This is a genomic window from Ferrovibrio sp. (genome assembly GCF_002796975.1).
Classification (GTDB): domain Bacteria; phylum Pseudomonadota; class Alphaproteobacteria; order Ferrovibrionales; family Ferrovibrionaceae; genus Ferrovibrio.
In genome coordinates this window covers 115,708-140,704 of sequence record NZ_PEKV01000004.1, presented here as the reverse complement: position 1 = coordinate 140,704, position 24,997 = coordinate 115,708, and the positions used below count along the sequence as shown (strand labels likewise).

The 24,997-nt window shown below is 64.1% G+C and carries 24 protein-coding genes and 1 pseudogene; 17 read left to right on the top strand and 8 right to left on the bottom strand.

Features of this window, described 5'->3' with window-relative positions:
* The first annotated feature begins 2 nt into the window (after positions 1 to 2).
* The gene (locus CTR53_RS03325) at positions 3 to 1,064 is read left to right on the top strand and encodes a TAXI family TRAP transporter solute-binding subunit (protein ID WP_290809376.1); all 1,062 of its coding nucleotides are present in this window, start codon (positions 3 to 5) and stop codon (positions 1,062 to 1,064) included.
* 10 nt (positions 1,065 to 1,074) lie between these two features.
* Positions 1,075 to 2,475, top strand: coding sequence for an ATP-binding protein (locus CTR53_RS03320; RefSeq protein WP_290809375.1), 1,401 nt, complete (start codon positions 1,075 to 1,077; stop codon positions 2,473 to 2,475).
* A gap of 4 nt (positions 2,476 to 2,479) precedes the next feature.
* Here CTR53_RS03320 and gph read toward each other — a convergent pair whose 3' ends face one another.
* On the bottom strand, positions 2,480 to 3,148 hold the full coding sequence (gph, locus tag CTR53_RS03315) for a phosphoglycolate phosphatase (protein WP_290809374.1): 669 nt from the start codon (positions 3,146 to 3,148) through the stop codon (positions 2,480 to 2,482).
* Between the two features lie 128 nt (positions 3,149 to 3,276).
* Here gph and glmU point away from each other — a divergent pair, with 128 nt between their 5' ends.
* From glmU to CTR53_RS03285, 6 genes are read left to right on the top strand one after another with little or no spacing between them, the layout of a single operon-like run.
* Positions 3,277 to 4,626: a bifunctional UDP-N-acetylglucosamine diphosphorylase/glucosamine-1-phosphate N-acetyltransferase GlmU gene (gene glmU, locus CTR53_RS03310; protein WP_290809373.1), complete on the top strand. Its 1,350-nt coding sequence runs from the start codon at positions 3,277 to 3,279 to the stop codon at positions 4,624 to 4,626.
* A gap of 12 nt (positions 4,627 to 4,638) precedes the next feature.
* A complete protein-coding gene (glmS, locus tag CTR53_RS03305; protein ID WP_290809372.1) occupies positions 4,639 to 6,465 on the top strand; it encodes a glutamine--fructose-6-phosphate transaminase (isomerizing) in 1,827 nt (608 codons plus the stop codon).
* Between the two features lie 14 nt (positions 6,466 to 6,479).
* The gene (locus CTR53_RS03300; RefSeq protein WP_290809371.1) at positions 6,480 to 7,085 is read left to right on the top strand and encodes a protein-tyrosine-phosphatase; all 606 of its coding nucleotides are present in this window, start codon (positions 6,480 to 6,482) and stop codon (positions 7,083 to 7,085) included.
* Positions 7,072 to 8,430, top strand: a complete 1,359-nt coding sequence (gene gor / locus CTR53_RS03295; RefSeq protein ID WP_290809370.1) for a glutathione-disulfide reductase — start codon at positions 7,072 to 7,074, stop codon at positions 8,428 to 8,430. Before CTR53_RS03300 ends, gor begins: the two co-directional genes overlap by 14 nt.
* Before the next feature lies 1 nt (position 8,431).
* Positions 8,432 to 8,956 carry a bifunctional adenosylcobinamide kinase/adenosylcobinamide-phosphate guanylyltransferase gene (gene cobU, locus CTR53_RS03290; RefSeq protein WP_290809369.1) on the top strand — a complete coding sequence of 175 codons (525 nt, stop codon included), beginning with the start codon at positions 8,432 to 8,434 and terminating at the stop codon, positions 8,954 to 8,956.
* A gap of 4 nt (positions 8,957 to 8,960) precedes the next feature.
* Positions 8,961 to 10,421 carry a cobyric acid synthase gene (locus tag CTR53_RS03285; RefSeq protein ID WP_290809368.1) on the top strand — a complete coding sequence of 487 codons (1,461 nt, stop codon included), beginning with the start codon at positions 8,961 to 8,963 and terminating at the stop codon, positions 10,419 to 10,421.
* Here the strand turns inward: CTR53_RS03285 and cbiB are convergent.
* Positions 10,405 to 11,424, bottom strand: a complete 1,020-nt coding sequence (cbiB, locus tag CTR53_RS03280) for an adenosylcobinamide-phosphate synthase CbiB (protein ID WP_290809367.1) — start codon at positions 11,422 to 11,424, stop codon at positions 10,405 to 10,407. The genes CTR53_RS03285 and cbiB overlap by 17 nt on opposite strands.
* On the opposite strand from cbiB, the gene cobD reads away from it, so the two are divergent.
* Positions 11,405 to 12,460 (top strand): threonine-phosphate decarboxylase CobD, encoded by a 1,056-nt coding sequence (gene cobD / locus CTR53_RS03275; RefSeq protein ID WP_290809366.1) that lies wholly within the window; start codon positions 11,405 to 11,407, stop codon positions 12,458 to 12,460. The genes cbiB and cobD overlap by 20 nt on opposite strands.
* On the opposite strand, the gene CTR53_RS03270 is transcribed toward cobD, so the two are convergent.
* Genes CTR53_RS03270 through CTR53_RS03255 form a run of 4 tightly spaced genes read right to left on the bottom strand, consistent with a single transcriptional unit; the run spans position 12,450 to position 16,294 of the window.
* Positions 12,450 to 13,235: an ABC transporter permease gene (locus CTR53_RS03270; RefSeq protein WP_290809365.1), complete on the bottom strand. Its 786-nt coding sequence runs from the start codon at positions 13,233 to 13,235 to the stop codon at positions 12,450 to 12,452. The genes cobD and CTR53_RS03270 overlap by 11 nt on opposite strands.
* Positions 13,232 to 14,095, bottom strand: a complete 864-nt coding sequence (locus CTR53_RS03265) for an ABC transporter permease (RefSeq protein ID WP_290809364.1) — start codon at positions 14,093 to 14,095, stop codon at positions 13,232 to 13,234. Before CTR53_RS03265 ends, CTR53_RS03270 begins: the two co-directional genes overlap by 4 nt.
* Positions 14,092 to 15,186: an ABC transporter ATP-binding protein gene (locus CTR53_RS03260; RefSeq protein WP_290809363.1), complete on the bottom strand. Its 1,095-nt coding sequence runs from the start codon at positions 15,184 to 15,186 to the stop codon at positions 14,092 to 14,094. The genes CTR53_RS03265 and CTR53_RS03260 overlap by 4 nt, the downstream gene beginning before the upstream one ends.
* 1 nt (position 15,187) lies before the next feature.
* Positions 15,188 to 16,294 (bottom strand): polyamine ABC transporter substrate-binding protein, encoded by a 1,107-nt coding sequence (locus tag CTR53_RS03255; protein WP_290809362.1) that lies wholly within the window; start codon positions 16,292 to 16,294, stop codon positions 15,188 to 15,190.
* Positions 16,295 to 16,543: 249 nt separating this feature from the next.
* On the opposite strand from CTR53_RS03255, the gene CTR53_RS03250 reads away from it, so the two are divergent.
* Complete coding sequence (locus CTR53_RS03250) at positions 16,544 to 17,590, top strand: glycosyltransferase family 1 protein (protein ID WP_290809361.1); 1,047 nt, start codon at positions 16,544 to 16,546, stop codon at positions 17,588 to 17,590.
* A 214-nt stretch (positions 17,591 to 17,804) separates the two neighbouring features.
* Here the strand turns inward: CTR53_RS03250 and CTR53_RS21185 are convergent, their stop codons facing one another.
* Entirely contained in the window at positions 17,805 to 18,506 is a 702-nt protein-coding gene (locus tag CTR53_RS21185; RefSeq protein WP_367158937.1) for a hypothetical protein, read from the bottom strand.
* 239 nt (positions 18,507 to 18,745) lie between these two features.
* Between CTR53_RS21185 and CTR53_RS21180 the strand changes: the two genes are divergently transcribed.
* From CTR53_RS21180 to CTR53_RS03240, 3 genes and pseudogenes are all read left to right on the top strand, one after another.
* Positions 18,746 to 18,862 (top strand): LuxR C-terminal-related transcriptional regulator, encoded by a 117-nt coding sequence (locus tag CTR53_RS21180; RefSeq protein ID WP_367158936.1) that lies wholly within the window; start codon positions 18,746 to 18,748, stop codon positions 18,860 to 18,862.
* 623 nt (positions 18,863 to 19,485) lie between these two features.
* Positions 19,486 to 19,719: pseudogene (locus CTR53_RS03245) on the top strand (2-hydroxyacid dehydrogenase); the annotation flags it as partial.
* 106 nt (positions 19,720 to 19,825) lie between these two features.
* Positions 19,826 to 20,329, top strand: coding sequence for an NAD(P)-dependent oxidoreductase (locus CTR53_RS03240; RefSeq protein WP_290809360.1), 504 nt, complete (start codon positions 19,826 to 19,828; stop codon positions 20,327 to 20,329).
* Positions 20,330 to 20,337: 8 nt separating this feature from the next.
* Here CTR53_RS03240 and CTR53_RS03235 read toward each other — a convergent pair whose 3' ends face one another.
* Positions 20,338 to 21,231, bottom strand: a complete 894-nt coding sequence (locus tag CTR53_RS03235; protein ID WP_290809359.1) for a transglycosylase SLT domain-containing protein — start codon at positions 21,229 to 21,231, stop codon at positions 20,338 to 20,340.
* Positions 21,232 to 21,353: 122 nt separating this feature from the next.
* Here CTR53_RS03235 and CTR53_RS03230 point away from each other — a divergent pair, with 122 nt between their 5' ends.
* From CTR53_RS03230 to CTR53_RS03215, 4 genes are all read left to right on the top strand, one after another.
* The gene (locus tag CTR53_RS03230; RefSeq protein ID WP_290809358.1) at positions 21,354 to 22,478 is read left to right on the top strand and encodes a hypothetical protein; all 1,125 of its coding nucleotides are present in this window, start codon (positions 21,354 to 21,356) and stop codon (positions 22,476 to 22,478) included.
* A gap of 33 nt (positions 22,479 to 22,511) precedes the next feature.
* Positions 22,512 to 22,916, top strand: a complete 405-nt coding sequence (locus CTR53_RS03225) for a rhodanese-like domain-containing protein (protein WP_290809357.1) — start codon at positions 22,512 to 22,514, stop codon at positions 22,914 to 22,916.
* Entirely contained in the window at positions 22,913 to 24,049 is a 1,137-nt protein-coding gene (locus tag CTR53_RS03220) for a CaiB/BaiF CoA-transferase family protein (protein ID WP_290809356.1), read from the top strand. The genes CTR53_RS03225 and CTR53_RS03220 overlap by 4 nt, the downstream gene beginning before the upstream one ends.
* Positions 24,050 to 24,111: 62 nt before the next feature.
* Positions 24,112 to 24,894: an SDR family oxidoreductase gene (locus CTR53_RS03215; protein ID WP_290809355.1), complete on the top strand. Its 783-nt coding sequence runs from the start codon at positions 24,112 to 24,114 to the stop codon at positions 24,892 to 24,894.
* Positions 24,895 to 24,997 lie beyond the last annotated feature (103 nt).

Below are 24,997 nucleotides of genomic sequence, written 5' to 3'. Positions count from 1 at the left end.
GGATGACATCACGCCCCGCCAGCCGCCGCTTCGGCGCCTGCATCGGCGCAGCGATGGTATTTGCAGCCCTGATGTCCGATGCGGCGCCAGCCGGGGCGCAGAGTTCAGCTGTTCCGGAGAATACCAGCCTGCTGCGCATCGGCACCGGCGGCCAGTCCGGGACGTATTTTCCCATCGGCAGCCTGATCGCCCGGGCTGTCAGCGACATGCCGGTCGGTCCCGGCTGTGCGGTGGCGGATGCGCGCGATGGCCGCTGCGGCGTGCCGGGCCTGGTCGCGGTGGCGCAGACCTCGAACGGTTCGGTCGCCAATGCCGTCGGCCTGCAGAACGGCGAGATCGAAATGGCGCTGGTGCAGGCCGATGTCGCCGACTGGGCCTTCAACGCACAGGAAATCTTCGCCGGCAAGGGTAAGCACGACCGCCTCCGTTTTGTCGCCCACCTGTATTCCGAGGCTATGCATGTCGTCGTGCGGCGCGAGGCCCGCATCAGCGTCGTCAGCGACCTGCGCGGCCGCACGGTGGCGATGGACGAGCCGGGCTCGGGCACGCTGGTGCATGTGCGCAACCTGCTGGGGGCCTATCGCCTGTCGGAAACCGATCTGCGCCCGGTCTATATCAAGCCCGACCTGGCGCTGCCGCGCCTGCTGATCGGCCAGCTCGATGCGTTTTTCATCGTTGCCGGCTGGCCGACCAAAGCGGTGAGCGACACGCTGGCCAGCGGGCAGGCCAGTCTGGTTGGCATCGACGCCGATGCGGCAAACCGCCTGGTGCGGCAGAATCCCTTCCTCAGCTATGGGCAGATACCCGCCGGCACCTATCCGGGGCAGCCTGCTGTGTCGACACTGATGGTGGGGGCGCAGTTGCTCGTGCGCGCCGATCTGGCCGACGAACGCGTCTATGCTGTGCTGGAGGCATTGTGGAATCCCCGCGGTCAGGCCCTGCTCAGTGCCGGCCATCCACGCGGCACGGATGTCCGTTTCGCCGATGCCCTGACAGGCCGCACCCTGCCGCTGCATTCCGGCGCCGAGCGTTTCTATCGCGCCCACGGCAGCCTGGCCAACTGAGCGCATCTGCATGCTTGGCCGTCGCCAGATCACTTTCATCATCGTGCTTGTCGTGCTGGGCGCGCTCGGCGTTGCACTCTATGTGCAGAATGCCCTGACTTCGGTGGCGCGTGACCTGCCTGTCACCCTGCTCGATCAGGAACGCGATGCCGAGACCATGATCCGCGAGGTGGCCAATCTCGCCTGGGCCATAGAGGCCTGGCAGCATGATCCGCAGGGCGATAGCCGGGCACGCGTGGTGGCGCATCTGATTTCGGCGCGCGCCCGCGCCGACGCGCTGCGTGCCAACTACAATCTCGATAACATGGTGGGCGCGGCCGGCATGCACGCGGTGGCCAGCCCGGCCTTGCAGGACCTCGGGCGCTGGCTCGATGAGGGCGTGCCGGGCCAGCCGGCCGGCTCGCCGGCGGTGCTGGCGCTGATGCAGGCGCGGGTGCGCGATGCCGAATTCCGGCTGATCGCGCTGCTGGACCAGTCGCGCGGCACGGCGCGCGAGATGCTGCTGAACCAGGAACGCCGGCTCGACCGCTTTGCCGATGGCGTCGGCCTTCTCACGGCTTTCATCGCCATGCTGGTGATCGGCCTGCTGGTGCTGCTGTTCCGTGAGCGCCGCGTGGTCGACCTGAAGGAGCAGGCCGAGCTGACGGCGCTGGCCGCCAAGCGTTCGGCCGAGGAAGCCAACCGCGCCAAGTCGGAATTCCTCGCCAATATGAGCCACGAGCTGCGCACGCCGCTGAATGCCATCATCGGCTTCTCGTCGATCATCCGCAACGAGATGCTGGGCAAGGTGAGTATCCCGCGCTATCGCGAATATGCCGGCGACATCCATGCCAGCGGCGAACATCTGCTGGCCATCATCAACGATATCCTCGATCTGTCGAAGGTGGAGGCAGGCAAATACGAGCTGGCCGAGCAGGATTTCGATGCAGACGAGATCATGACGGCAGCGTTGCGTCTGGTGCGCGAGAAGGTCGAACGCAGCGATATCGATCTGAAGGTCAATCCGCCGAATACAGTGGTGCAGTTGAGCGCAGATCGCCGTGCGCTGCTGCAGGTGCTGATCAACCTGCTGGCCAATGCGCTGAAATTCACCGAGCGCGGCCGTATCACATTGTCGGGCGAGATGACCGACGGCGGCGGCTTTGTCTATACGGTGGCCGATACCGGCATCGGCATGACGCCGGCGCAGATCAAGATCGCGCTGCAGCCCTTCGGTCAGATCCAGAATGCACTGACGCGCGCGCAGTCGGGCACCGGACTGGGGCTGCCGTTGAGCGACCGCATGGTGCGCATGCATGGCGGCTGGCTGGAAATCCAGAGCACGCCAGGCCAGGGCACGCGCGTCAGCGTGCATCTGCCGCCGAGCCGTGTGATCGGCGGCGGCTTCCAGGCCGCGGCGAACGAGAAGTAGGCGGCTACCCGCCCAGCGCCACCAGCGCCTCGGGCAGTTCCGAGAAATGGTCGATCAGCCGGTCGCCGCCGAGATCCTTTGCCGGAATCTGCGTATATCCGAAGCTGACCACCACGCAGGGCAGGCCGGCGGCCTTGGCCGCATTCACGTCGTTGGCGGAATCCCCTACCATCGCGGCCCAGGCGAACTCCGTGCCGAGTTTATCGAGTGTGCCACGGATATGGCCGGGATCGGGCTTGCGCACCAGCAGGCTGTCGCCGCCCACCACGGCGCCGAAGAAGCCGCTCAGGCCAAGCTGGTCGAGCAGGCTGCGGCTCAGGGCTTCGGGCTTGTTGGTGCAGACCGCGAGCGCATAGCCCTGCTCGGCCAGCGCAGCGAGGCAAGTGGCGACGCCGGGAAACGGCCGGCTGGTCTCGGCGATATGGCGGCCGTAATAGATCATGAAATCGTTGAATGCGGCCTCGAACGCGGCCGGGTCGGGCATCCCGCCACTGGCTCTGAAACCCTTCTCGATCAGGGCGCGGGCACCGTCGCCCACCATGCTGCGCACCGACTCAAGCCCGATGGCTGGCCGTCCGGCCTGGGTCAGCGCATAGTCGGTGGCGGCGGCAAGGTCCGGCGCGGTATCCACCAGCGTGCCGTCGAGATCGAACAGAATTGCCTTGTGAGTCATGGTGTTACAATTCGAAAGACCCTGAAACAGACGGAAAGACGATTTGATTTCCGTTGCCTAGGGCGGCTATGACACTGTCCGCCGCGCCGAAAGGCGGCGAATCGCGTTTTTGTACACGGAAGCAAAGCATGGCGAAACGGCCAGTAGCAGTCATCATTCTGGCAGCAGGCCAGGGCACGCGCATGAAGTCGGCGCTGCCCAAGGTGCTGCACCCGGTGGCCGGCCGCGCGATGCTGGGCCATGTGCTGGACGCTGCGGCCACGCTGAAGCCTGATCGTATCGTGGTCGTCACCGGCAAGGGGCAGGAGGCCGTCGCTGCCGCTGCCCAGCCGGCGAAGATCGCGATCCAGCATCCGGCGCGGGGCACCGGCCATGCCGTGATGGCGGCGCTGCCGGCACTCAAGGGTTTCAAGGGCGATGTCATTGTGCTGTTCGGCGATACGCCGCTGCTGACGCCAGATCTGGTGAAAAACCTGCTGGCGGCGCGGCGTGGCAGGGGCGATCCGGCTGCCGTGATCGTCGGCTTCCGCCCGGCCGATCCGGCCGCCTATGGCCGTTTGATCGTCGACGCGACGGGTAAGTTGCTCAAGATCGTCGAATTCAAGAATGCGTCCGCGGATGAGCGCGCCGTGCGGCTGTGCAATGCCGGGTTGGTGGCCTTCGATGGCGCGCGTCTGCCGGCTTTGCTCAGGAAGCTGACCGACAGGAACGCGCAGGGCGAATTCCTGCTCACCGATACGGTTGAGCATGCCAGTGCGAAAGGCTGGACCTGCCGCGTGGTGGAGGCCGATCCGGTCGAGGTGATGGGCATCAACAATCGCGCCGAACTCAGCGTCGCCGAAGCGGCGATGCAGCAGCGCCTGCGCGTGGCCGCCATGGCCGGCGGCGTGACCATGACCGCACCGGAGACGGTTTTCCTGCGCAAGGACACGCAGTTCGGTCGCGACGTCACCATCGAGCCCTTCGTGGTCTTCGGCCCAAAGGTGAGTGTGGGCGACAATGTCGTGATCCGCAGCCACAGCCATATCGAGGGTGCGACGATTGCCGCGGGTGCCACCATCGGGCCTTATGCGCGTCTGCGTCCGGGTGCGAAGATCGCAGAAGACGCACATATCGGCAATTTCGTCGAGATCAAGAATGCGGCCATCGAACGTGGGGCCAAGGTCAATCACCTGACCTATATCGGCGATGCCCGCGTGGGATCGAAGGCCAATATCGGCGCCGGCACCATCACCTGCAATTACGACGGCTTCGACAAGCACCATACCGATATCGGCGCGGGGGCCTTCATCGGGTCGAATGTAGCCCTGGTCGCACCAGTGAAAATCGGCGATGGCGCCATTGTCGCGGCCGGCAGTGTGATTACCCGCAATGTCCCGGCCGACGCAATCAGCCTCGGCCGCGGCCGTCAGGAAGATAAACCGGGCAAGGCAGCCGCCTTCCGCCGCATCAAGACGGCAGCCCGCAAGAAGAAGTAAGGAGTTTCCAGCATGTGTGGAATTGTCGGTGTCGTCGGCACGCGAGATGTCGTTCCTCTGCTCGTCGACGGCCTGAAGCGGCTGGAATATCGCGGCTATGACTCGGCCGGTGTTGCCACGCTGGTGAAGAATGGCACGCTGGAGCGCCGTCGCGCCGAGGGCAAGATCGTCAACCTGCAGCAGCGTCTCCAGGATGAGCCGCTGCAGGGTCTGATCGGCATTGCGCATACGCGCTGGGCCACGCATGGCGTGCCAAACGAATCCAATGCGCATCCGCATGCCACCGAGCGCGTCGCGTTGGTGCATAACGGCATCATCGAGAATTACCGCGAACTGGGCGAGGAGCTGGTTGCCAAGGGGCACGAGTTCCAGAGCCAGACCGATACCGAAGTGGCGTTGCGCCTGATCGACCAGTATCTGGTCGAAGGGCTGAAACCGGAAGACGCCGTGAAGACCGCGCTGGGTCGTCTGCGTGGCGCTTTTGCGCTGGCCATCCTGTTCCATGGCGAGACCGACCTGCTGATCGGCGCACGTCGCGGTGCGCCGTTGGCCGTCGGTTTCGGTAATGGCGAGATGTATCTCGGCTCGGATGCCCTGGCGCTGGCGCCGCTGACCGACAGGATCGCCTATCTCGACGAGGGCGACTGGGTGGTGCTGAGCCGTGATGGCGCGCGTTTCTTCGACGCCGACAACAGGCAGGTCCAGCGCACCGTTCGGCCGACCGCGATCAGCGGCGCGATGATCGGCAAGGGCAACTACCGCCATTACATGCTCAAGGAAATCTACGAGCAGCCGGCGGTGATGGGCGACACCATCAACACCGTGGTCAGTCCAGCCGATCGCTGGGTGCATCTGCCCGATCTCGGCATTGATCTGGCGAAGATCAGCCGCATCACCATCGTGGCCTGCGGCACCTCGTATTATTCCGGCCTGGTGGCGAAATACTGGCTCGAACGCTATGCCCGCATCGGCGTCGAGGTCGATGTCGCGTCCGAATTCCGCTATCGCGAGGCGCCGGTCGACCCCAACAGCCTGTCGATCTTCATTTCGCAGTCGGGCGAGACGGCCGACACGCTGGCTGCCTTGCGCTATGTGAGAGCCAATGGCGGTCGCACGCTGGTGATCGTCAACGTGCCTGAAAGCAGCATGGCACGTGAAGCCGATGGCGTACTGCCGACCAAAGCCGGTCCCGAGATCGGCGTCGCGTCCACGAAAGCCTTCACCTGCCAGCTGGTGACGCTGGCCGCCTTCAGCCTGGCAGTCGCCCGTGCCCGCAAGGCCCTGAGCGAGGCGGAAAGCGCCAAGCTGATGGCCGCGCTGATGGAAGTGCCGGCTCAGGCCGCCGAGGTGCTGAACCACGACGAGGAGCTGCAGGCGCTCGCCGAGAAGATCATGGATGCGCGCGATGTGCTGTATATCGGCCGCGGCCCATGCTTCCCGCTGGCGCTGGAAGGGGCACTGAAGCTGAAGGAAATCTCCTATATCCATGCCGAAGGCTATGCCGCCGGCGAACTGAAGCACGGTCCGATCGCGCTGATCGACGAACAGGTGCCGGTGATCGTGATTGCGCCGAGCGACGCGCTATTCGAAAAGACAATTTCCAACATGCAGGAAGTGATGGCGCGCGGCGGCAAGGTGATCTTCATGTCGGACAAGACCGGCCTGTCGCATGTCGATGAGCGCACCTTCGCCACCGTGGTTCTGCCGCAGGTCGAACCCTTCGTGGCGCCGATCCTCTATGCCATTCCGGTCCAGCTGCTGGCCTATCATGTCGCCGTGCTGAAGGGCACCGATGTCGATCAGCCGCGCAACCTCGCGAAATCCGTCACTGTTGAATAAGGAGATATGGCTGGATGAGTACCGTTGAACGTGGGTTGATGCCGTTCCGTATCAGCATCTGCGGTGTGGCCGAACTGCATGAATTCGCCGGTAATGTCAGCCATATCCTCGGCATCCTGGACCCCGGTACGCCGCAGCCGGAAGGTTATGTGCATCATCCGAAGGCGCTGCGCGACGAATTCCGCTTCTATGATATTGTTACGGAAGAAAGCAGCCGCGCGCTGCCCACCGAGGCCGATGTCACCGACATCCTGAAAGTGGGCGAGAAGCTGGCGGCCCAACCGGTGCAGCATCTGCTGGTGCATTGCTACGCCGGCGTGTCGCGCTCGACCGCCTCGGCCGTCACGCTGATGGCCCAGCGCAATCCGGCCCGCGCTGCCGATATCTTTGCGGCATTGGGTGATATCCGGCCCAGGGCCTGGCCCAATACGGTCATGATCGGCCATGCCGACCGCCTGCTGGGCCTGGGCGGCACGCTTGTCGAAGCGCTCCGGCTGCACCACATTGCGGTAGCCCACCGCTATCCCGAGGTTCGGACCTTGATCTCCAGCGTGGGGCGCGGGCATGAGTTGCCGGCGGAATATCACGCAAAAGGATCGGTCCCGGATGAGCCAGTATGATTTTGACCTTTTCGTAATCGGCGGCGGTTCGGGCGGCGTACGCGCCGGGCGTATCTCGGGCGGTTACGGCGCTCGGGTCGCGGTGGCCGAGGAATACCGCTACGGCGGCACCTGCGTGATCCGCGGCTGCGTACCGAAGAAGCTGCTGGTCTATGGATCGCAATTCGCGCATGACTTCGAGGATGCCGCCGGCTTCGGCTGGACGGTCGGCGAGACCAGGTTCGACTGGGCAACGATGATTGCCAACAAGGACAAGGAAATTGCCCGGCTGGAAGGCATCTATCGCAAGCTGTTCGAGAATGCTGGCGCCAGGACCTTCGATGGCCGCGCCACCCTGAAGGATGCGCATACCGTCCTGATTGGCGACAAGAGCGTCACCGCCGACAAGATCCTGATCGCCACCGGCGGTCATCCTGTGAAGCCGGCCGTTCCAGGTGCCGAGCTGATGATCACCTCGAACGAGGCCTTCCATCTCAAGGAGCAGCCGAAGCGGATCGTCATCGTCGGCGGCGGCTATATCGCGCTGGAATTCGCTGGCATCTTCAACGGTTTCGGTTCCAGGGTGACGCTGCTCTATCGCGGCGAGCAGATACTGCGCGGCTTCGACGAGGATATCCGCAGCCATCTGGCCGGCGAGATCGGGAAATCTGGCATCGACCTGCGCTGCAAGACCGATCTGACGAAGATCGAGAAAACGAAAGACGGCGCCCTGCTGGTGCATCTGACCGATGGCAGCACACTGGAAGTCGATGCCGTGCTGGCTGCCACCGGTCGCAAGCCCAATACCGGTGGATTGGGCCTCGAAGTGGTTGGCGTCAGGACCGATGCCGAAGGCGCCGTGGTGGTGAACGAATATTCGCGCAGCAGCGTGGAGAATGTCTACGCGGTGGGCGACGTCACCAACCGCATCAACCTCACGCCGGTGGCGATCCGCGAAGGCCATTGCTTCGCCGACACGGTGTTCGGCAAGAAGCCGCGCTCGCCCGATCATGCCGACGTGCCGGCGGCCGTGTTCAGCCAGCCGCCGGTCGGCACGATTGGTCTCAGCGAGACCGATGCGCGCGCCAAATACGGTGAGGTCGATGTCTACCGCACCAGCTTCCGCCCGTTGAAGGCGACAATTTCGGGCCGCGACGAGCGCGTGATGATGAAGCTGGTGGTGGACGCCAAAACGGACCGCGTGGTCGGGGCGCATATGGTGGGCGAAGACGCCGGCGAAATCATGCAGGGGCTGGCGATTGCCATCAAGGCCGGCGCGAAGAAAGCCGATTTCGACGCCACCATCGGCATTCATCCCACGGCGGCGGAGGAATTCGTCACCATGCGCGAGAAAGTGAAGGCCTGATATGACCGTGCGCGCCGATGCGAGGATCACCCTGATCCTGGGCGGCGCGCGGTCGGGGAAGTCGCGTCTGGCCGAACAACTGGCCGAAAAGCGCCCGGGCCGGCTGGTCTATATCGCCACCGCCGAAGCCTGGGACGACGAGATGAAGGCGCGGATCGCTGAACACAAATCCCGTCGGGACGACCGCTGGCATAGTATCGAGGCGCCGATTGCCGTGGCCGAAGTGCTGCGCGCGCTGCCGCCGGATACCGGCGCCGTGCTGGTCGACTGCCTCACGCTCTGGCTGTCCAACCTGATGCATGCCGGCCGCGATCTCGGCGCCGAGATCGCCGGGTTGCTGACGGCGGTGAATGCCGTGAAGTTCCCGGTTCTGCTGGTGTCGAACGAAGTGGGGCTGGGCATCGTGCCTGACAATAAACTCGCGCGCGATTTCCGCGATGCACAGGGCCGCCTCAACCAGGCTGTCGCCGCCGCGGCCGATCATGCGATTTTCATGGCTGCGGGATTGCCGCTCGTGCTGAAATAGCACGATGAAACAAGCTCGCGCGCTGATGTTCCAGGGCACCGGCTCCGATGTCGGCAAGTCGGTGCTCTGCGCCGGCGTGATCCGCACGTTGGTGAAGCGTGGCCATCGTGTGCTGCCCTTCAAGCCGCAGAATATGTCGAACAATGCCGCCGTCACGGCGGATGGCGGCGAGATCGGCCGTGCCCAGGCCTTGCAGGCCCGCGCAGCAAACGTGCCGGCCAGCGTGCATATGAACCCCGTGCTGCTGAAGCCGCAGGGCGACCGCACTGCACAGATCGTGGTGCAGGGCAAGGTTTATGCGCAGGCCGACGGGCGCAGCTATCTCAACCGCAAGGCCGAACTCTGGCCTTTCGTGGCCGAGAGCTATGCCAGGCTGAAAGCAGATGCCGATTTCGTCATCGTCGAAGGCGCGGGTTCGCCGGCCGAGGTCAATCTGCGCGCCAACGATATCGCCAATATGGGGTTTGCCACCCGCGCCGATGTGCCGGTCGTGCTGGTCGGCGACATCAACCGCGGCGGTGTGATCGCCTCGCTGGTGGGAACGTCGGTGCTGCTGGAGCCGGAAGAACTGGCAATGATTGTCGGCTATGTGATCAACAAGTTCCGCGGCGATGTCAGCCTGTTCGACGACGGGCTGAAGATCATTACGCAGCGCACCGGCTGGCAAAGCTTCGGCGTGCTGCCCTTCCTGTCCGAAGTGGCGCGTCTACCAGCGGAAGACGCCGTGGTGCTGGATGATCCACAGGCCGAGACGGGCGAGATCGTGATTGCCGTGCCGCTGCTGAAGCAGATCGCCAATTTCGACGACTTCGATCCGCTCAAGCAGGAGCCGGGCGTGCGCCTGGTTTTCGTACCCCCGGGCCAGACATTGCCCACCGAGGCGGCGCTGGTGATCCTGCCGGGCTCGAAGGCCACGATCTCCGATTTAAAATTCCTGCGCGCACAGGGCTGGGATGTCGATCTGGTCGCGCATCTGCGGCGCGGTGGGCGTGTACTCGGCATCTGCGGCGGTTACCAGATGCTGGGCCGCAGCATTGCCGATCCACAGGGCGTCGAAGGCGCAGCCGAAACGGTCGAGGGGCTGGGGTTGCTCGCCGTGGATACCGTGCTGGCCGGCGCCAAGACGCTGACTGAAACCGATGGCTTCGAGCGTTCCACCGGCGAGGCGGTGCGCGGCTACGAAATGCATGTCGGCGACACGCAGGGCGAAGATACTGCGCGGCCGTTGCTGCGCCTGTCCGGCCACCATGATGGTGCGGTCTCCGCCGATGACCGCATCGCCGGCTGTTATCTGCACGGGTTGTTCGCCAGCGATGCTTTCCGGGCCGCTTACCTGTCGCAGCTTACCGGCCGCAACATGGCGGTGCGCAATTACGAGGCCGGCGTGGACACCGCACTGGATGCATTGGCGGCCGGCATCGAGCAGCATCTCGACGTTGACGGCCTGATTAAAGCAGCGCGATAAGGGCGCCTGCCAGCGTGGCGCCGAACAGCAGCAGCCCGGCAATTGCATAAAGCCTGAGGGCGCGACGGATATCGGCCGCTGAGGCATCGCTGCGGCCATCACCCATCCAGTGATCGTCCACCATACCTTCGGCATAGCGGCGCGGCCCGGCCAGTTTCAGCCCCAGTGCGCCGGCCATCGCCGCTTCGGGCCAGCCGGCATTGGGTGAACGATGCCGGCCGGCATCGCGTTCGACGGTGGTAAAGGCGTTGGTTGCCGAGGCGCCGGGCAGGATCGCGGCGGCAACGATCAACAACAGGGCCGAAAGCCGCGAGGCCGGCAGGTTGACCAGATCGTCGAGCCGCGCGGCAGCCCAGCCGAAGGCACGATAGCGGTCGGATCTGTGGCCGATCATGCTGTCGGCAGTGTTGATCGCCTTGTAGAGCGCGATGCCGGGCAGGCCGCCGATGGCGAGCCAGAAAGCAGGCGCCACCACACCATCGGAGAAATTCTCAGCCAGGCTCTCGATGGCAGCACGGCTGACGCCAGCTTCATCCAGGCTTTCCGGGTCGCGACCGACGATCATCGCCACAGCCGCGCGACCGCCGTCGATGCCGTCCCGCTCCAGGCCGCGCGCCACGGCGATCACATGGTTCCACAGATTGCGCGAGGCCAGCAGGCTGGCGGCGAGCACGGCTTCGAGGATCCATGCATCGGCCGGCAGCAGGCTGTGAAGGACGGTGCGGATCACACTGACGACATACCAGACCGCGACCAGCAGCACGACCAGCGCGACAATGCCGCCGAGGCGGCGCAGCAGGTTGGAGCGGGCCGGATTGTTGAGATGGCGTTCCAGCAGCCCGATCAGCGCGCCGATCCACACCACCGGATGACGGATTGCACGATGCAGTGCATCGGGCCAGCCGAGCAGGGCTTCGAGGCCAAGCGCGACAACAAGAATCCAGAGGTTGATTGCAGCCGGGTACACCGTAAGATCGCCGCCGATGACAGATGACCCTACCATGGGCGCTCCGGTAGCTTCCGGTCAACCTACGCACGCCATGTCACATGGCGGCGATCTCAGCACCCTGCGCCAGGCTTACGCAGGCGACTGGATCGATCTCAGCACCGGCATCAATCCGTTTGCATGGCCGATCCCGCAGCTGCCGTCCGATTCATGGACGCGGCTGCCCGGCCAGGACGACATGGATGCGCTGCTGCAGGCGGCGCGGCAGGCCTATGGCGCGCCCAGCGGAGAAGCGGCCGGCATCGTCGCCGTGCCCGGCACGCAGGCGGCGATCCAGCTGCTGCCGCGCTTGTTCGCGCGCCCCGATGGCGTGCCGGTGCGGATCGGCATTCTCGGTCCGACCTATGGCGAGCATGCGCATGTCTGGCGCTCAATGGGGCATGTCGTGGTCGAGATCGACGGTGTGCCGGGCAGCCTGCAGGGGCTGGATATCCTGCTGGCAGTGAACCCGAACAATCCGGACGGTCGTGGGTTGGGTCTGCCACTGCTGCGGCGCTGGCATGCCGAACTCGCCGCGCGCGGCGGCTGGCTCATCCTGGACGAGGCCTTTGCCGATGTGGCGCCGGAAGTCTCGCTTTGCATTGATGCCGGCAAGCCCGGCCTGGTGATCCTGCGCAGCTTCGGCAAGTTCTTTGGCCTCGCCGGGTTGCGGCTGGGTTTCGTGCTGGGGCCCGGGATGGTTACCGAGGCGATCCGTATCGCGGCCGGCCCCTGGGCGGTCAGCGGCCCGGCATTGCAGATCGGCACGGCCGCGTTGCTGGATATCGACTGGCAGGCACGGATGCGCGAAGACCTGCGCGCCCGCGCGCGCCGCTTCGACCAGATGATGCGCGATCGCGGTATCCATGTGCTGGGTGGCACCTCACTGTTCCGGCTCGCCAAGATCACCGATGCCGCCGGCTTTGCCGCTGCGCTGCGCGGGCAGGGTATCCATGTGCGCGTGTTCGACACTCAGCCGCAGTGGATGCGGTTCGGCCTGCCGGCCGACGAGGCGGAATTCTGGCGGCGCTTCGACGCCGCGCTCAATTCCTAGAAACGATCGTCCGCTTGTAGAGCAGGCTGGCGGCGATGACGAAGACGCTGACCAGCGCGATCAGCAGCGTGGAAATTGCGTTGATCTCGGGCGAGACGCCCAGCCGCACGGCCGAGTAGACCCGCACCGGCAGGGTCGTGGCGCCGGGTCCGTTGACGAAGGAGGCCAGCACCACGTCGTCCAGCGACAGGGTGAAGGCCAGCAGCCAGCCGGCGACCAGCGCCGGCAGCAAAGCCGGTACGGTGACCAGCAGGAAGGCGCGTACCGGTCCGGCACCGAGGTCGCGCGCGGCAGCTTCGAGATCCGGATCGAGGCCGACCAGCTTGGCCTGCACGATCACCAGCACGAAGGCGGCGCCCAAAGTGGCATGGGTGAACATCACCGTCAGCAGTCCGCGTTCGATATCCAGCGACACGAACAACAGGAGGGTGGCGACGCCGAGGATCACTTCGGGCAGCACCATCGGCGCCAGCATCAGGCCGGCGAGCACCTGCCTGCCGGGGAAACGGCCGAGCCGGGTGAAGGCCAGCGCGCCGAGCGTGCCGACCAGCGTGGCCAGCGTGGCGGCGGCGGCGCCGATCTGCAGCGAATGCAGAGCCGCTTCCAGATAGGCCGAACTGGAAAACAGCACGCGATACCAGTGCAGCGAAAAGCCGCCCCAGACCGTGACCAGCTTGGAAGCATTGAAGGAAAAAACGACTACCAGCAGGATCGGCAGGTAGAGGAAGGCGAGGCCGAAGGCCAGCGTGGCGATATTGACGCGACTCAGCTTCATCGCGACGCCTTGCCGAGTTCCAGCCGCTGCAAGGTCATCGCCGGCACCAGCAGCAGCAGGGTGAGCACGACTGCCAGCGCGCTGGCCAGCGGCCAGTCGCGGTTGGAGAAGAATTCGGTCCACAGCGTCTGGCCCAGCATGATGGTGGCCGAGCCACCGAGCAGGTCGGGGATGACAAACTCGCCCGCCATCGGGATGAAGACCATCAGGCCGGCAGCGAGAATGCCCGGCCGCGCCAGCGGCACGGTGACCAGCCAGAAGGCGCGGATCGGCGTGGCGCCGAGGTCGATGGCGGCTTCGGTCAGGCGCGGCGATTGGCCGGCGAGGCTGGCATAGATCGGCAGGATGGCAAACGGCAGGTAGCTGTAGGTCATGCCCAGCACGACGCCGAAACCGGTATTGACCATGATGAGCGGCGCGTCGATCACGCCGAGCCAGAGCAGTGCGGCATTGATCAGGCCTTCCGGCTTCAGCAGCGCGATCCAGGCATAGACGCGGATCAGGAACGAGGTCCAGAACGGCAGGATGATCAGCGTCAGCAGCAGCGGCTGCCAGCCGCGCGGCGCCTGCGTCACTGCACGCGCGATGGCAAGGCCGATGATCAGACAGCATAGTGTGGCAAGGCCGGCATAGAGCAGGCTGTTGCTGACGGCCCGCAGGTACAGCACATCCTCCAGCAGCAGGCTGTAATTGATCAGACTGGCGGCCAGCGCGCCATCCTGAAACAGCGGCGTATAGGGCGGTTGTGCCAGCTGCGCCTCGGCGAAACTGATCTTGAGGATCAGCAGCAGCGGCACGATCACGAACACCGCCGTCCACAGCAGCGGCAGAGAGAGAAGACCAAGGCGGCGGGCCGTCACTCCTGACCTCGCAGCGGCACCAGCGCATCAGCGTCCCAGCAGAGCCAGACCTGCTGGTCGAGTTCGAGCAGCGGTTCATGCAGCGCATTGAGCTGCGAGGCCTTCAGCACCTGACCGTCATCCAGCCGGACCGAAATTCCGGTCTTGTCGCCGATATAGTCGATATCTGTGATGGTGCCCGTTGCGATATTGGGTGCGACATTCGCCACGGCTTCTAGCGGTTCGCGCGAAATCTCGATCTGCTCCGGCCGCAGCGACAGTTCCTGCCGGCCATTGCGGGTTGAGCGTTCGGGATCGGCGCTGTAATGCAGCCGCAGAATACCGCTGCGCGCCGAGACCAGACCGCCGCTGCCGCTTTCCACTGCTGCATTGAACAGGTTGGTGTCAGCCATCAGGCTGGCGACGAAACGGTCGATCGGCCGGTCATAGATCCGGCGCGGTGCATCCAGCTGGCGGAAGCGGCCATGGTCCATCACTGCGATACGGTCGGCCAGTGCCATGGCCTCGTCGTTGTCATGGGTGACGAAAACAAAGGCGATTCCGGTCTGGCGGTTGAGTTTGCGCAACTCGGCCTGGGTCTGCTGGCGCAGGCGTTTATCCAGCGCGCCAAGCGGTTCATCCAGCAGCAGGATACGCGGACGCTTCACCAGCGCGCGGGCGAGGGCGACGCGCTGCTGCTGGCCGCCCGACAACTGATGCGGCTTGCGTGTGGCGAAACTGGCGATCTCCAGCATCGCCATGACCTCTGCCGTGCGCGCGGAAACTTCGGAGGCCGGCAGGCCCTCGCGGCGCAGGCCGAAGGCGATGTTGTCGCGGACATTCAAATGTGGAAACAGCGCATAGGACTGGAACATCATGTTGACCGGTCGCTGATGCGGCGGCAAAGCCGTGATGTCGCGGCCATCCAGCAGGATATGGCCGCTGTCCGGCGTCTCCAGTCCGGCAATCATGCGCAACAGGGTGGATTTGCCGCAGCCCGAAGGACCGAGCAGAACAATCGATTCGCCGTTCTCGACACTCAGGTCGAGAGTGTTGACCACAGGTTCGGCGCCGTAGGATTTACAGACACCGGCAAGCTGGAGCAGGGGCACCCTAGTTGCCGCCCTTGATACGGGTCCAGGTGCGGCTGATCGTGCGCTGTTCCGCCTGTGTCGACGGCACGACGGTATAGAGGTTTTTCAGCGCCTCGGCTGGCGGGAATACGTCCTTGTCGGCCGTGGCCTCTTTTGACACCAGCGGCAGCGAGTCAGGAATGGCGTTCGGGTACTGCACGGCATTGGTGATCTTCGCCATTGTCTTGGGCTGCAGCACATAGTTGATGAAGGCATGGGCGTTGTCGGGATTCGGCGCATCGGCCGGGATCACCATCACGTCGAACCACTGCTGCGCGCCCTCCTTTGGCAGCAGATACTGCACGCGCACGCCCTTCTTGGCCTCTTCGGCGCGGGTGCGCGCCTGCAGGATGTCGCCCGAGAAACCGTAGGCGAGACAGGCGTCGCCGTTGGCCAGATCGTTGATGTACTGCGAAGAATGGAACTTGCGGATATAGGGCCGCACTTTCATCAGCACGGCTTCGGCCTTACTGATGCTGGCGGCGTCTTTCGCGTTCGGATCGAGGCCAAGATACTTCAGCGCGGCGGGCAGGATCTCATCTGGTGCATCCAGCATCACCACGCCGCAATCGGCGAATTTCGACACCACTTCGGGATCGAACAGCATGCGTAACGAATAGGAGGGCGGGTTGGGCATACGCTGCCTGATCTTGTCGGGGTTCAGCCCGATGCCGCTGGTGCCCCAGAGATAGATCGCGGCATGCCGGTTGCCGGCATCGTATTTGGCCAGACGCTCCATCTGCGCCACATCGAGTCTGGACAGGTTGGGGATCTTCGTCTTGTCGAGGGGACGCAGCAGCTTCGCCTGCACCTGACGCGCCATGTAGTACTGCGTCGGCACCACGACGTCATAGCCGCTTTTGCCAGCCAGCAGTTTGGCCTCCAGCGTGTCGTTACTGTCATAGACGTCGTAGCGCACCTTGATGCCGGTCTCGGTCTCGAAATCCTTCAGCACCTGCGGATCGACATAGTCCGACCAATTGTAGACGTTGACGACCTTCTCCTGGGCCCGGGCTTCGTGAATGCTGGCGCTAAAGGACATGACGGCCAGCAGGGCGGCGAGGAGGGGCAGGCGAGACAGGCTCATAATACAGCGGCTCCGGTTTCGGTTGCCGGATTATGACAATCCGTCCATGGCCGGGCAACGCCGGGATTCCGATCCATTCCGCCGGTAACCCTTTGCGGATTGTCATCAAGGCTTCACCGCTGTCTCCGACTTATCCCCAGCCTTTCATCGTGCTGTCACCGAATCGCGATGAAATAGGGAATCGGTGATTCAGCCCGGTCATACGGCCCAGTTGCCTGGCGACCTGGTGCGAGGGGGAGAAAGAATGGCATGCGTATTCTGATCGTCTCGGATGCCTGGCATCCGCAGGTCAACGGCGTGGTGCGGACGCTGACCAAGACCCGCGAGGTGCTGGAAAAGCGCGATAATGTGGTCGAGGTGATCGGTCCCGGCGAGTTCCGCCGCGTACCATGCCCGACCTATCCCGAGATCGAACTGTCGATCCTGCCTTATCGCAAGCTGGTGAAACTGATCCAAGCCTTCGCACCGGATGCGATCCATATCGCCACCGAGGGGCCGCTCGGGATGGCGGCGCGCAAATACTGCAAGCGCTACGACCTGATCTTCACCACCGCCTACCACACCAAATTTCCCGAATACGTGCAGGAGCGGACCGGCATTCCGCTCAGCTGGAGCTACGCCTTCATGCGCTGGTTCCACAATGGCGGTGCCGGCATGATGGTGGCGACCGACAGCCTGGCGCAGAGCCTGACCGACCGCGGATTCAAGAATTTGCGCATCTGGTCGCGCGGCGTCGATGTCGAACGCTTCAAGCCACGTCGGAAAGACATCCTCGACCTGCCGCGCCCGATCTACCTCTATGCCGGCCGCGTCGTGGTCGACAAGAATGTCGAGGCCTTCCTCAAACTCAAACTGGATGGCACCAAGCTGGTGGTCGGCATCGGCCCCGATCTGGAAGGCTATCGCGCGAAATATCCCGAAGCGGTGTTCGCCGGCTATCTGGAGAACGGGCATCTCGCCAGCTATTTCTCGGCCGCCGATGTCTTCGTCTTCCCCAGCCTGACCGACACTTTCGGTCTGGTGGTGATCGAGGCGCTGGCCTCCGGCGTGCCGGTCGCGGCCTATCCCGTCACCGGACCGATCGACATCATCGGGCCGCATCCCGAAGTCGGTGCGCTCGACGACGACCTGGAGGTTGCGATCAGGGGTGCGCTGGGCAAGTCACCGGAAGCCTGCCGCGACCTCGCGCTGCAGTATTCCTGGGATGCGTGTACGGACCAATTTTTGCGGAATCTGGTGCCGCTGGAACATCCGGTGCCGCGGGCTTCCGTTACGTCAGCCGCGAAAGCTGCCTGATCACAAATCATTCATCCAGATAGTTGCCTTGTGTGCGGGCGCCAGCTTCCCTCTTGCGACCCGTACGGCAAGCTATAGAACTGTGCCTCCTCGCGCAGAGCGAGTAAAATTGCACGGTCTCAATTCTGAACTTGAGTTTGTACGAACAGTCGCGCATTGACTGCGCGCAATTTGACGTCCGCGGGGAAGCTGAATGTCATATTCCGCGATTAACTCATCGACGTTGCTGCAGAGACTGTATCTCGCGGCGGCCGATGACCAGAATTTGGCGCCGTTTCTGAGCGAGTTTGCGCTTGCCTACAATGCGAGCCTCGCCACGATTGCGACCATGGAGGGCCCGTCGCGCCGCGATGGCCTGCGCGTTTCCGGCTGCGCCAATGAATCCGAAGAGGCGCCGCGCCTGCCGGAATACTATGCGGTGCGCAGCCCGTTCCGTCCGATCATGATGTTGAAAAGCAATCTCGGCCGCGTGCTGACATCCAGCAGCATGCTGTCGCCCGAACGCCAGGCCCGCGACCAGTTCATCAACGAGTTCCTGCGCCCGGCGGGCCATCAGTATCTCGCCACCGGAATCTTTGCCCAGGACGGCGACCGCTTCAATTACTTCGTACTCAATCGCGGCGACCGCTTCGGCGAGTTCGATGACGATGCCGTTGCCGGCCTGAGCGATATGGTTCCGCATCTCCAGACCATGTTCCAGCTGCGCGGCACGATGATCGCGCGCGACCGGCATCTCGATTTCTTCAATGCCTCGATGGCAGAGCGCGGTGTCGGTCTGGTCGTGCTCGACCGCAGCGGCCGTGTACAGTCGATGAATGAGATCGCCTCGTCGATCCTCTGCGACAACGACGGACTGGTGCTTGCGGGCGGGTCGCTGGCCGCCGTCGATGCCGACGACAACCGGAAACTGCAGCATGAGATGTTCTCGCTGCTGAACAGCCCGATCCTGTCGCGGCCGGGCGCCAATGTATTCGTGCGGCGCCGGGCCGGCGGCCGGCCTTACCGGCTGCAGATCATGCCGCTGTCGCTGCGCAAATACTATTTCGCCGGCGATGGCGTGGAACTGGCGATCCAGATTTTCAGCGAGCCGGTGGCAGAGAGCGGCGTCGACGCCGATTTGGCCNNGCAGGACATCCGGTCAAGCGGGTGGCGCAAATGCTGGGCAACAGCGTCAACACCATCCGCGTGCACCGGCGCAACCTGTATCGCAAGCTCGGCGTGGCGCGGCATTACGATCTGGTGCGCCTGCTCGGTCATGGTTTGGGGAATTAGGCGGGAACTGCACGGCCAGGGTCTGCATGCAGCACGGCAGGGGTCCGCAATCCTGCCGACGGATTGCGGCGTCGCATCAATCTTGTTTTTCGCCTGGAAAAATGCTAATATTCCTAATATGAGAACAAGTGTTCGCATACATGAGTATGCGCATCGAAGTTCATTCAACGCCGATACCTGCTGCTGTTGGATATCGTAGATAAGAAAATCAATGCCTTGCGCATATTCGCAAGAAGTTATGCGGGATTCAACGGGACAGAACGGGACGAAACAGGACGAAACGGGATGGAACTGGCCTTGAACAGGACGGAACTGGCCTCGAGTGGGGCGGAACTGGCCCCAACAGAGAGATGGCGAGCTGATATCAGCGGCAGCGATACCACCTGATATGCGATCAGTAAGATCGAAGCCGAACAGCCCGACCAGCTTCGAACCGTAGAGGCGGAAACGATATCCTCGCGCGCGCCGATCTTGTCGGGGATCGGCAGATTGCCGGGCCCGGGAAAGTGGCGCAGGGCCGGCCGTGGCCGGGCCATTTGGTCCAATGGTTCTGCGGCTTGCGGGTGGCGGTATCCCCCCGCTAGGGTTCCTGCCAACTCATATATCAGTTGGAGGAAAGCCCGATGGCCGCCGAAATCCTGCAGACCACCGCCATGCCGCCGGCCATCCAGAAGGTGCTGGACGGCAGCTACACCGTGCACAAGCTGTGGGAAGCCAAGGATAAGGCGGCTTTGCTGAAGGAGATCGCGCCGCGCGTGCGCGGCATGGCCACCTCGGGCGGCGCGGGCGCGAGCCGCGAGCTGATCGAGGCACTGCCCAAGCTCGAAGTGATCTCCAGCTTCGGTGTCGGCTATGATTCCATCGACATCGGCTGCGCCAGGGAGCGCGGCGTCACCGTCACCAATACGCCNNCGCTGGCCGAAGGACAAGTTCCCGCTCACCGACAAGCTGGGCGGCCGCATCATGGGCATCGTCGGCGCCGGCCGCATCGGCCAGGCGATCGCAAAACGCGCCGAAGCCTTCGGCCTGCAGATCGCCTATTTCGGTCCGCGCAAGAAGGCGGAACTGTCCTGGCGCTACTACGACAACCTCGTCGCCATGGCGAAGGATGTCGACATTCTTATGATCTCCTGCCCGGGCGGCAAGGAAACCAACCAGCTGGTGAATGCCGCGGTGATCGATGCGCTGGGCGCCGATGGTTATATCGTCAATATCGCACGCGGCAGCGTGGTGGAGGAACCGGCGCTGGTGAAGGCGCTGGTGGAGAAGAAGATCGCCGGTGCGGGGCTCGATGTGTTTGCCGACGAACCGAATGTGCCGGAGGCGCTGTGGTCGCTCAACACGGTGGCGCTGGCGCCGCATGTCGGTTCAGGCACGCATGAAACGCGCCAGGCGATGGGCGATCTGATGCTGAAAAACCTGGAAGCCTGGTTCGCCGGCAAGCCGGTGCTGACGAAAGTAGTTTGAGGCGGGTGTCAGCTCTCGCTGCTGTCGAAGCTGCTCTTGGGGCTGCCCAGCCCCATCATGCGGTTCTTGTTGCCCAGCATGATCTTTTGCAGCATTTCCATCGCCATCATTTTCATACTCTGGTCGACGAGGCGGCGCTGCTCGTCCAGCTGCGCCTGCACGGCGGAATTGCCATAAGGCGCATTGGCAGCCAGTGCTGAAGACTGGCCGTCCAGCGGCACGGTCTCCAGGCCCTGCGACCTGCTGTCCAGCTTGGCATTGAAGAAGGCGTAGATCTCGCCCAGCGTGCGCGGATTGCCGTCGGTGCCATAGAACACGCCCTTGTTGGCGGATGCTGCGTCGGGCAGCAGCGCAGCGGCGCTCTGGGTCGGGTTTTCCTTCAGCGCACCGAGGAATTTGGTGGCGCCGCCGGGGCCCAGAAAATGGCCGAGATAGAGGTCGACCTTTTTCACATCGACGCCGAATTCGCGGGCCAGAACCTGCTGGTTGCTGCGGGCATATTCGGCCGCCATGGCCGAGGCGATGCGCGGATCGTCGCGCAGGGCCAGAATCTCGCGGCGCGCGTCCGGATCGTTCACGTGCGGCCGGCCGTCGCTGCCGGTGGTGATCTTCTGCGCAAAATCGGCCAGGCCATGCCTGGCGCCGTGATCGCGCACGGTTTCCAGCCAGGTGCTGTCGATGAACTGGAACAGGCCGCGCGCCGAACTGCTCTTGGCCTGGGCATCGGCCTTGAAGCCGCTTTCCTGTCCGGCCTGGGCGACGAGATAGGCAAAGTCCACGCCGGTGCGGCTGCTGGCCTGCTTGAGCGTGCTGAGCAGTTCGTAGCTCACCTGATGGCCGCCGACACGGTAGCTATCGGTGGCGGAATGGGCGGCAGGGCGGAACGGCGAAACAGGAGCCATGGGTGACGCAAACCTGATTGGGACAGGATTATCCTATAGCGGGAGAGGGGAAAGATTCAGTTAATACCCGTGCAATACACTATCCCCTTGTTTGGAAACGGATTTACAGGCAAACAGGCGGTATGAGCGAAGCTTGGGCAGCGGTGGCCGACCGGTTCGACTGGTCGCGGATCGACTGGGCCGTCGATGGCCCCTGGTTCGCCTTGCTGCTGTTGCTGGTCGGCGGCATCGTCCTGCCAGCCGGATTCTATGCGCTGCTCGACCGCTGGGCGGCGTCGCGGCTGCGCATCGACAGTATCGCGCTCGCCACCCGCTATGGCGGCTATATGAATTCCTGGGCGGTGTTTGGCCGGCATGCCAGCGAGTATCGCGACCTGCGTCCGCTGTTCCCCGAGGCGCAGGCCGCCGAGTTGGCGCGTTTCCATGACGGCACTGCCTGCATCGCCGTGCGCTTTCGCAGCTCAGAGGCCGCCGCAGCCGCAGCCGAGCAGCGTTTTGGCAGTTTTGCCTCTGCCGGTGTCGAATATGCCGATGCCGGCGTGTCGTTCCAGACCGAGGCCAGCAGCGAGAAGAAGGGCTATGCGCGCGGCCAGTGGCTGGTGATCGGCGATACGCTGTTTGCTTTCTATGGGCCGGACAGTGCCGCGCTGGCGCGCCGTCGCCATGCCGTCCCTGCATTGCGTGCGCGCCGCTTTCCCGGTCCGCTGCGCCTGGTGCACAGCCGCGCCGGTCATGGTGCGGCAATGCTGGTCTGGCTTGGGCTGCTGCTGGCGGGAGCCGGGCATTTCATAGAAACAGCAGCACGACGCGAGGCAGCGCATGCTCCGATCGCCACGGCCGAGTTGCGCATGCGGCTCTCGGCACTGGATGCCGGCGGTCAGCGTGTTGCCGTCGCCCTGCGGCCGGGCGGCATGATGATTTCCGGGCATGGCGAGGATCTGCGCCAGCGCGATCTCGGCCTGCTGGCCGGGCGTGACTGGCTCACCGGCTTCGATCTTACCTTCGACCGCGAAAGCGGCATCGTCACGGCATTGCCGCTGGTCGGCCGCAGCGGCGAGGCCGAGCGGCTGGGCGCTGCACCGCCACCGCCAAAACGCTGGCACAACAATACGCTGCTGATCGATGGCGATGATGCGCTGCTGGTTGCAGTGCGCGATGCCGTAACGGAAGCCGGCTGGATCTGGCAGTTGCGGCTGGCGCCGCCGTTGCCGCGTGTCGACCGCTCTTGGCTCGGTTTCGGCGACTGACCTATACTGCTCCGCACGACAAAGCGGAGGAATATGATGCGCAAGGGCTACAAGGCCATGCTTGACGAAGCCATGCAGGCCATCGTCACGCTCACACCTGAACAGGCGATTGAGCACCTGAACAAGCCGGATGTGGTGTTTGTCGACATCCGCGACCCGCGCGAACTGGAACGCGATGGCATGATTCCGGGCGCCTTCCACGCCACGCGCGGCATGCTGGAATTCTGGATCGATCCGGAAAGCCCGTATCACAAGCCGGTCTTCGCCGAGGACAAGCGTTTCATTTTCTATTGCGCCGGAGGCCTGCGCTCGGCGCTCGCCACCAAGACGGCGCAGGATATGGGGCTGGAAAAGATCGCGCATATCCATGGCGGCCTTGCCGAATGGAAGAAGGCCGGCCTGCCGGTGAATGAATGGAAGCCGAAGGAAAAGAAATGACCGGGAGCAGTCAGGGCCCTCTCTCTGGCCTGAAAGTCATCGAGATGCCGGCCATCGGTCCGGTGCCGTTCTGCGGCATGCTGCTGGCCGATCTGGGCGCCGATGTGCTGCGCCTCGACCGCATGGGTGAGGTTGACCTCGGCCTGCCGGTCGAGCCGAAATACGAACTGCTCGGCCGTGGCAAGCGCTCCCTGGCGCTCGACCTGAAGGATCCGCAGGCGATTGCGCTGGTGCTCGACCTGATGGCCAAGGCCGATGTGGTGATCGAAGGCTTCCGCCCCGGCGTGATGGAGCGGCTGGGTCTCGGCCCCGATGCCGCGCTGGCAAAGAATCCGAAACTGGTTTACGGCCGCATGACCGGCTGGGGCCAGGAAGGCCCGATGGCGATGGCGGCCGGGCACGACATCAACTACATCGCGCTGACCGGCGCGCTGCATGCCATTGGGCGCAAGGACGGCAAACCGGTGCCGCCGCTCAATCTCGTGGGTGATTTCGGCGGCGGTTCGCTCTATCTCGCCATGGGCATTCTCGCAGCGCTTTATGAGCGCCAGCAGTCCGGCAAGGGTCAGGTGATCGACGCGGCCATGGTGGATGGTGCAGCCTCGCTGATGACGCTGTTCTACGGTCTGAAGGGTGCCGGCATGTGGAGCGATCAGCGCGGCGCGAATATGCTCGACAGCGGCGCGCCATGGTACGATACCTACGAATGCCGCGATGGCGGGCATGTTGCCATCGGCTCCATCGAAGGAAAATTCTATGCCGAGCTGATTGAAAAGCTCGGCATTGATCCCGCCATCCTGCCCAAGCAGCATGACCGGAGGCACTGGCCGTCCCTGCGCGCCGCCATCGCTGCGGCCTTCCGCACCAAAAGCCGCGACGAGTGGTGTGCGATCATGGAGGGCAGCGACATCTGCTTCGCGCCGGTGCTGGGCCTCGACGAAGCGCCGCGGCATCCGCATATGGCGGCGCGCGGGACTTTCGCATCGCCCGATGGTGTGGTGCAGCCGGCACCTGCACCGCGCTTCTCGCGCACGCCGGGCAGCATCGCCCGCAAGCCGCCCACGCGCGGCGAAGGCGGCGAGCAGGCGCTGGCCGAGTGGGGCGTGGCACGCAAGCCCGCGGCAGCCGAATAGCTGGAACAGCCTGCCTGATGGCGCTATGTGTTGAGCGCTGAATTTTACAAGGGAGTGAGACGATGGATTTCGGCATCAAGGGTCGCAACGCATTGGTCTGCGCTGCGAGCAAAGGCCTCGGTTTGGGCTGCGCGCTGGCACTGGCGAAAGAGGGCGTCAACGTGACGATTACCGCGCGCGGTGCCGAGACGCTGGAAGCCGCCGCGAAGAAGATCCGCGAGGCCGCGCCAGGCGTGACGGTGAAGATGGTCGCCGGCGACATTACCACCGAAGCCGGTCGTAACGAGGCGCTGAATGCTGCCGGCGAAATCGACATCCTGATCAACAACGCGGGTGGTCCGCCGCCGGGCGATTTCCGCGACTGGGACCGCGAGCACTGGATCAAGGCGGTGGATGGCAACATGATCACGCCGATCCTGCTGGCCAAGGCGGTGGTCGACAAGATGGCGGCACGCAAGTTCGGCCGCATCGTCAATATCACCTCCAGCGCCGTGAAGGCGCCGATCCCAGTGCTCGGCCTGTCGAACGGCGCGCGCTCGGGCCTGCATGGCTTCATGGCCGGCATGTCGCGTCAGGTGGCGAAGGATGGCATCACCATCAACAATCTGCTGCCGGGCCGTTTCCTGACCGACCGGCTGAAGCAGACCATCGGCGCTGCCAGCAAGAAGCAGGGCGACGAGCTGGAAGCCGAGATCGTCAAGCAGGCGACCACCATTCCGGCCGGTCGTTTCGGCACGGCGGAAGAGTTCGGCCAGGTCTGCGCCTTCCTCTGTTCGGCGCAGGCAGCGTATTTCACCGGCCAGAACGTGCTGCTGGACGGCGGCAATTATCCGGGCAGTTTCTAAAGGAACCATCGTCATCCCCGCGAAGGCGGGGATCCAGACAAAGGTCAGACTGGGTTCCCGCTTTCGCGGGAACGACGAATAAGGATAGGGGCCGTCTGGCCCC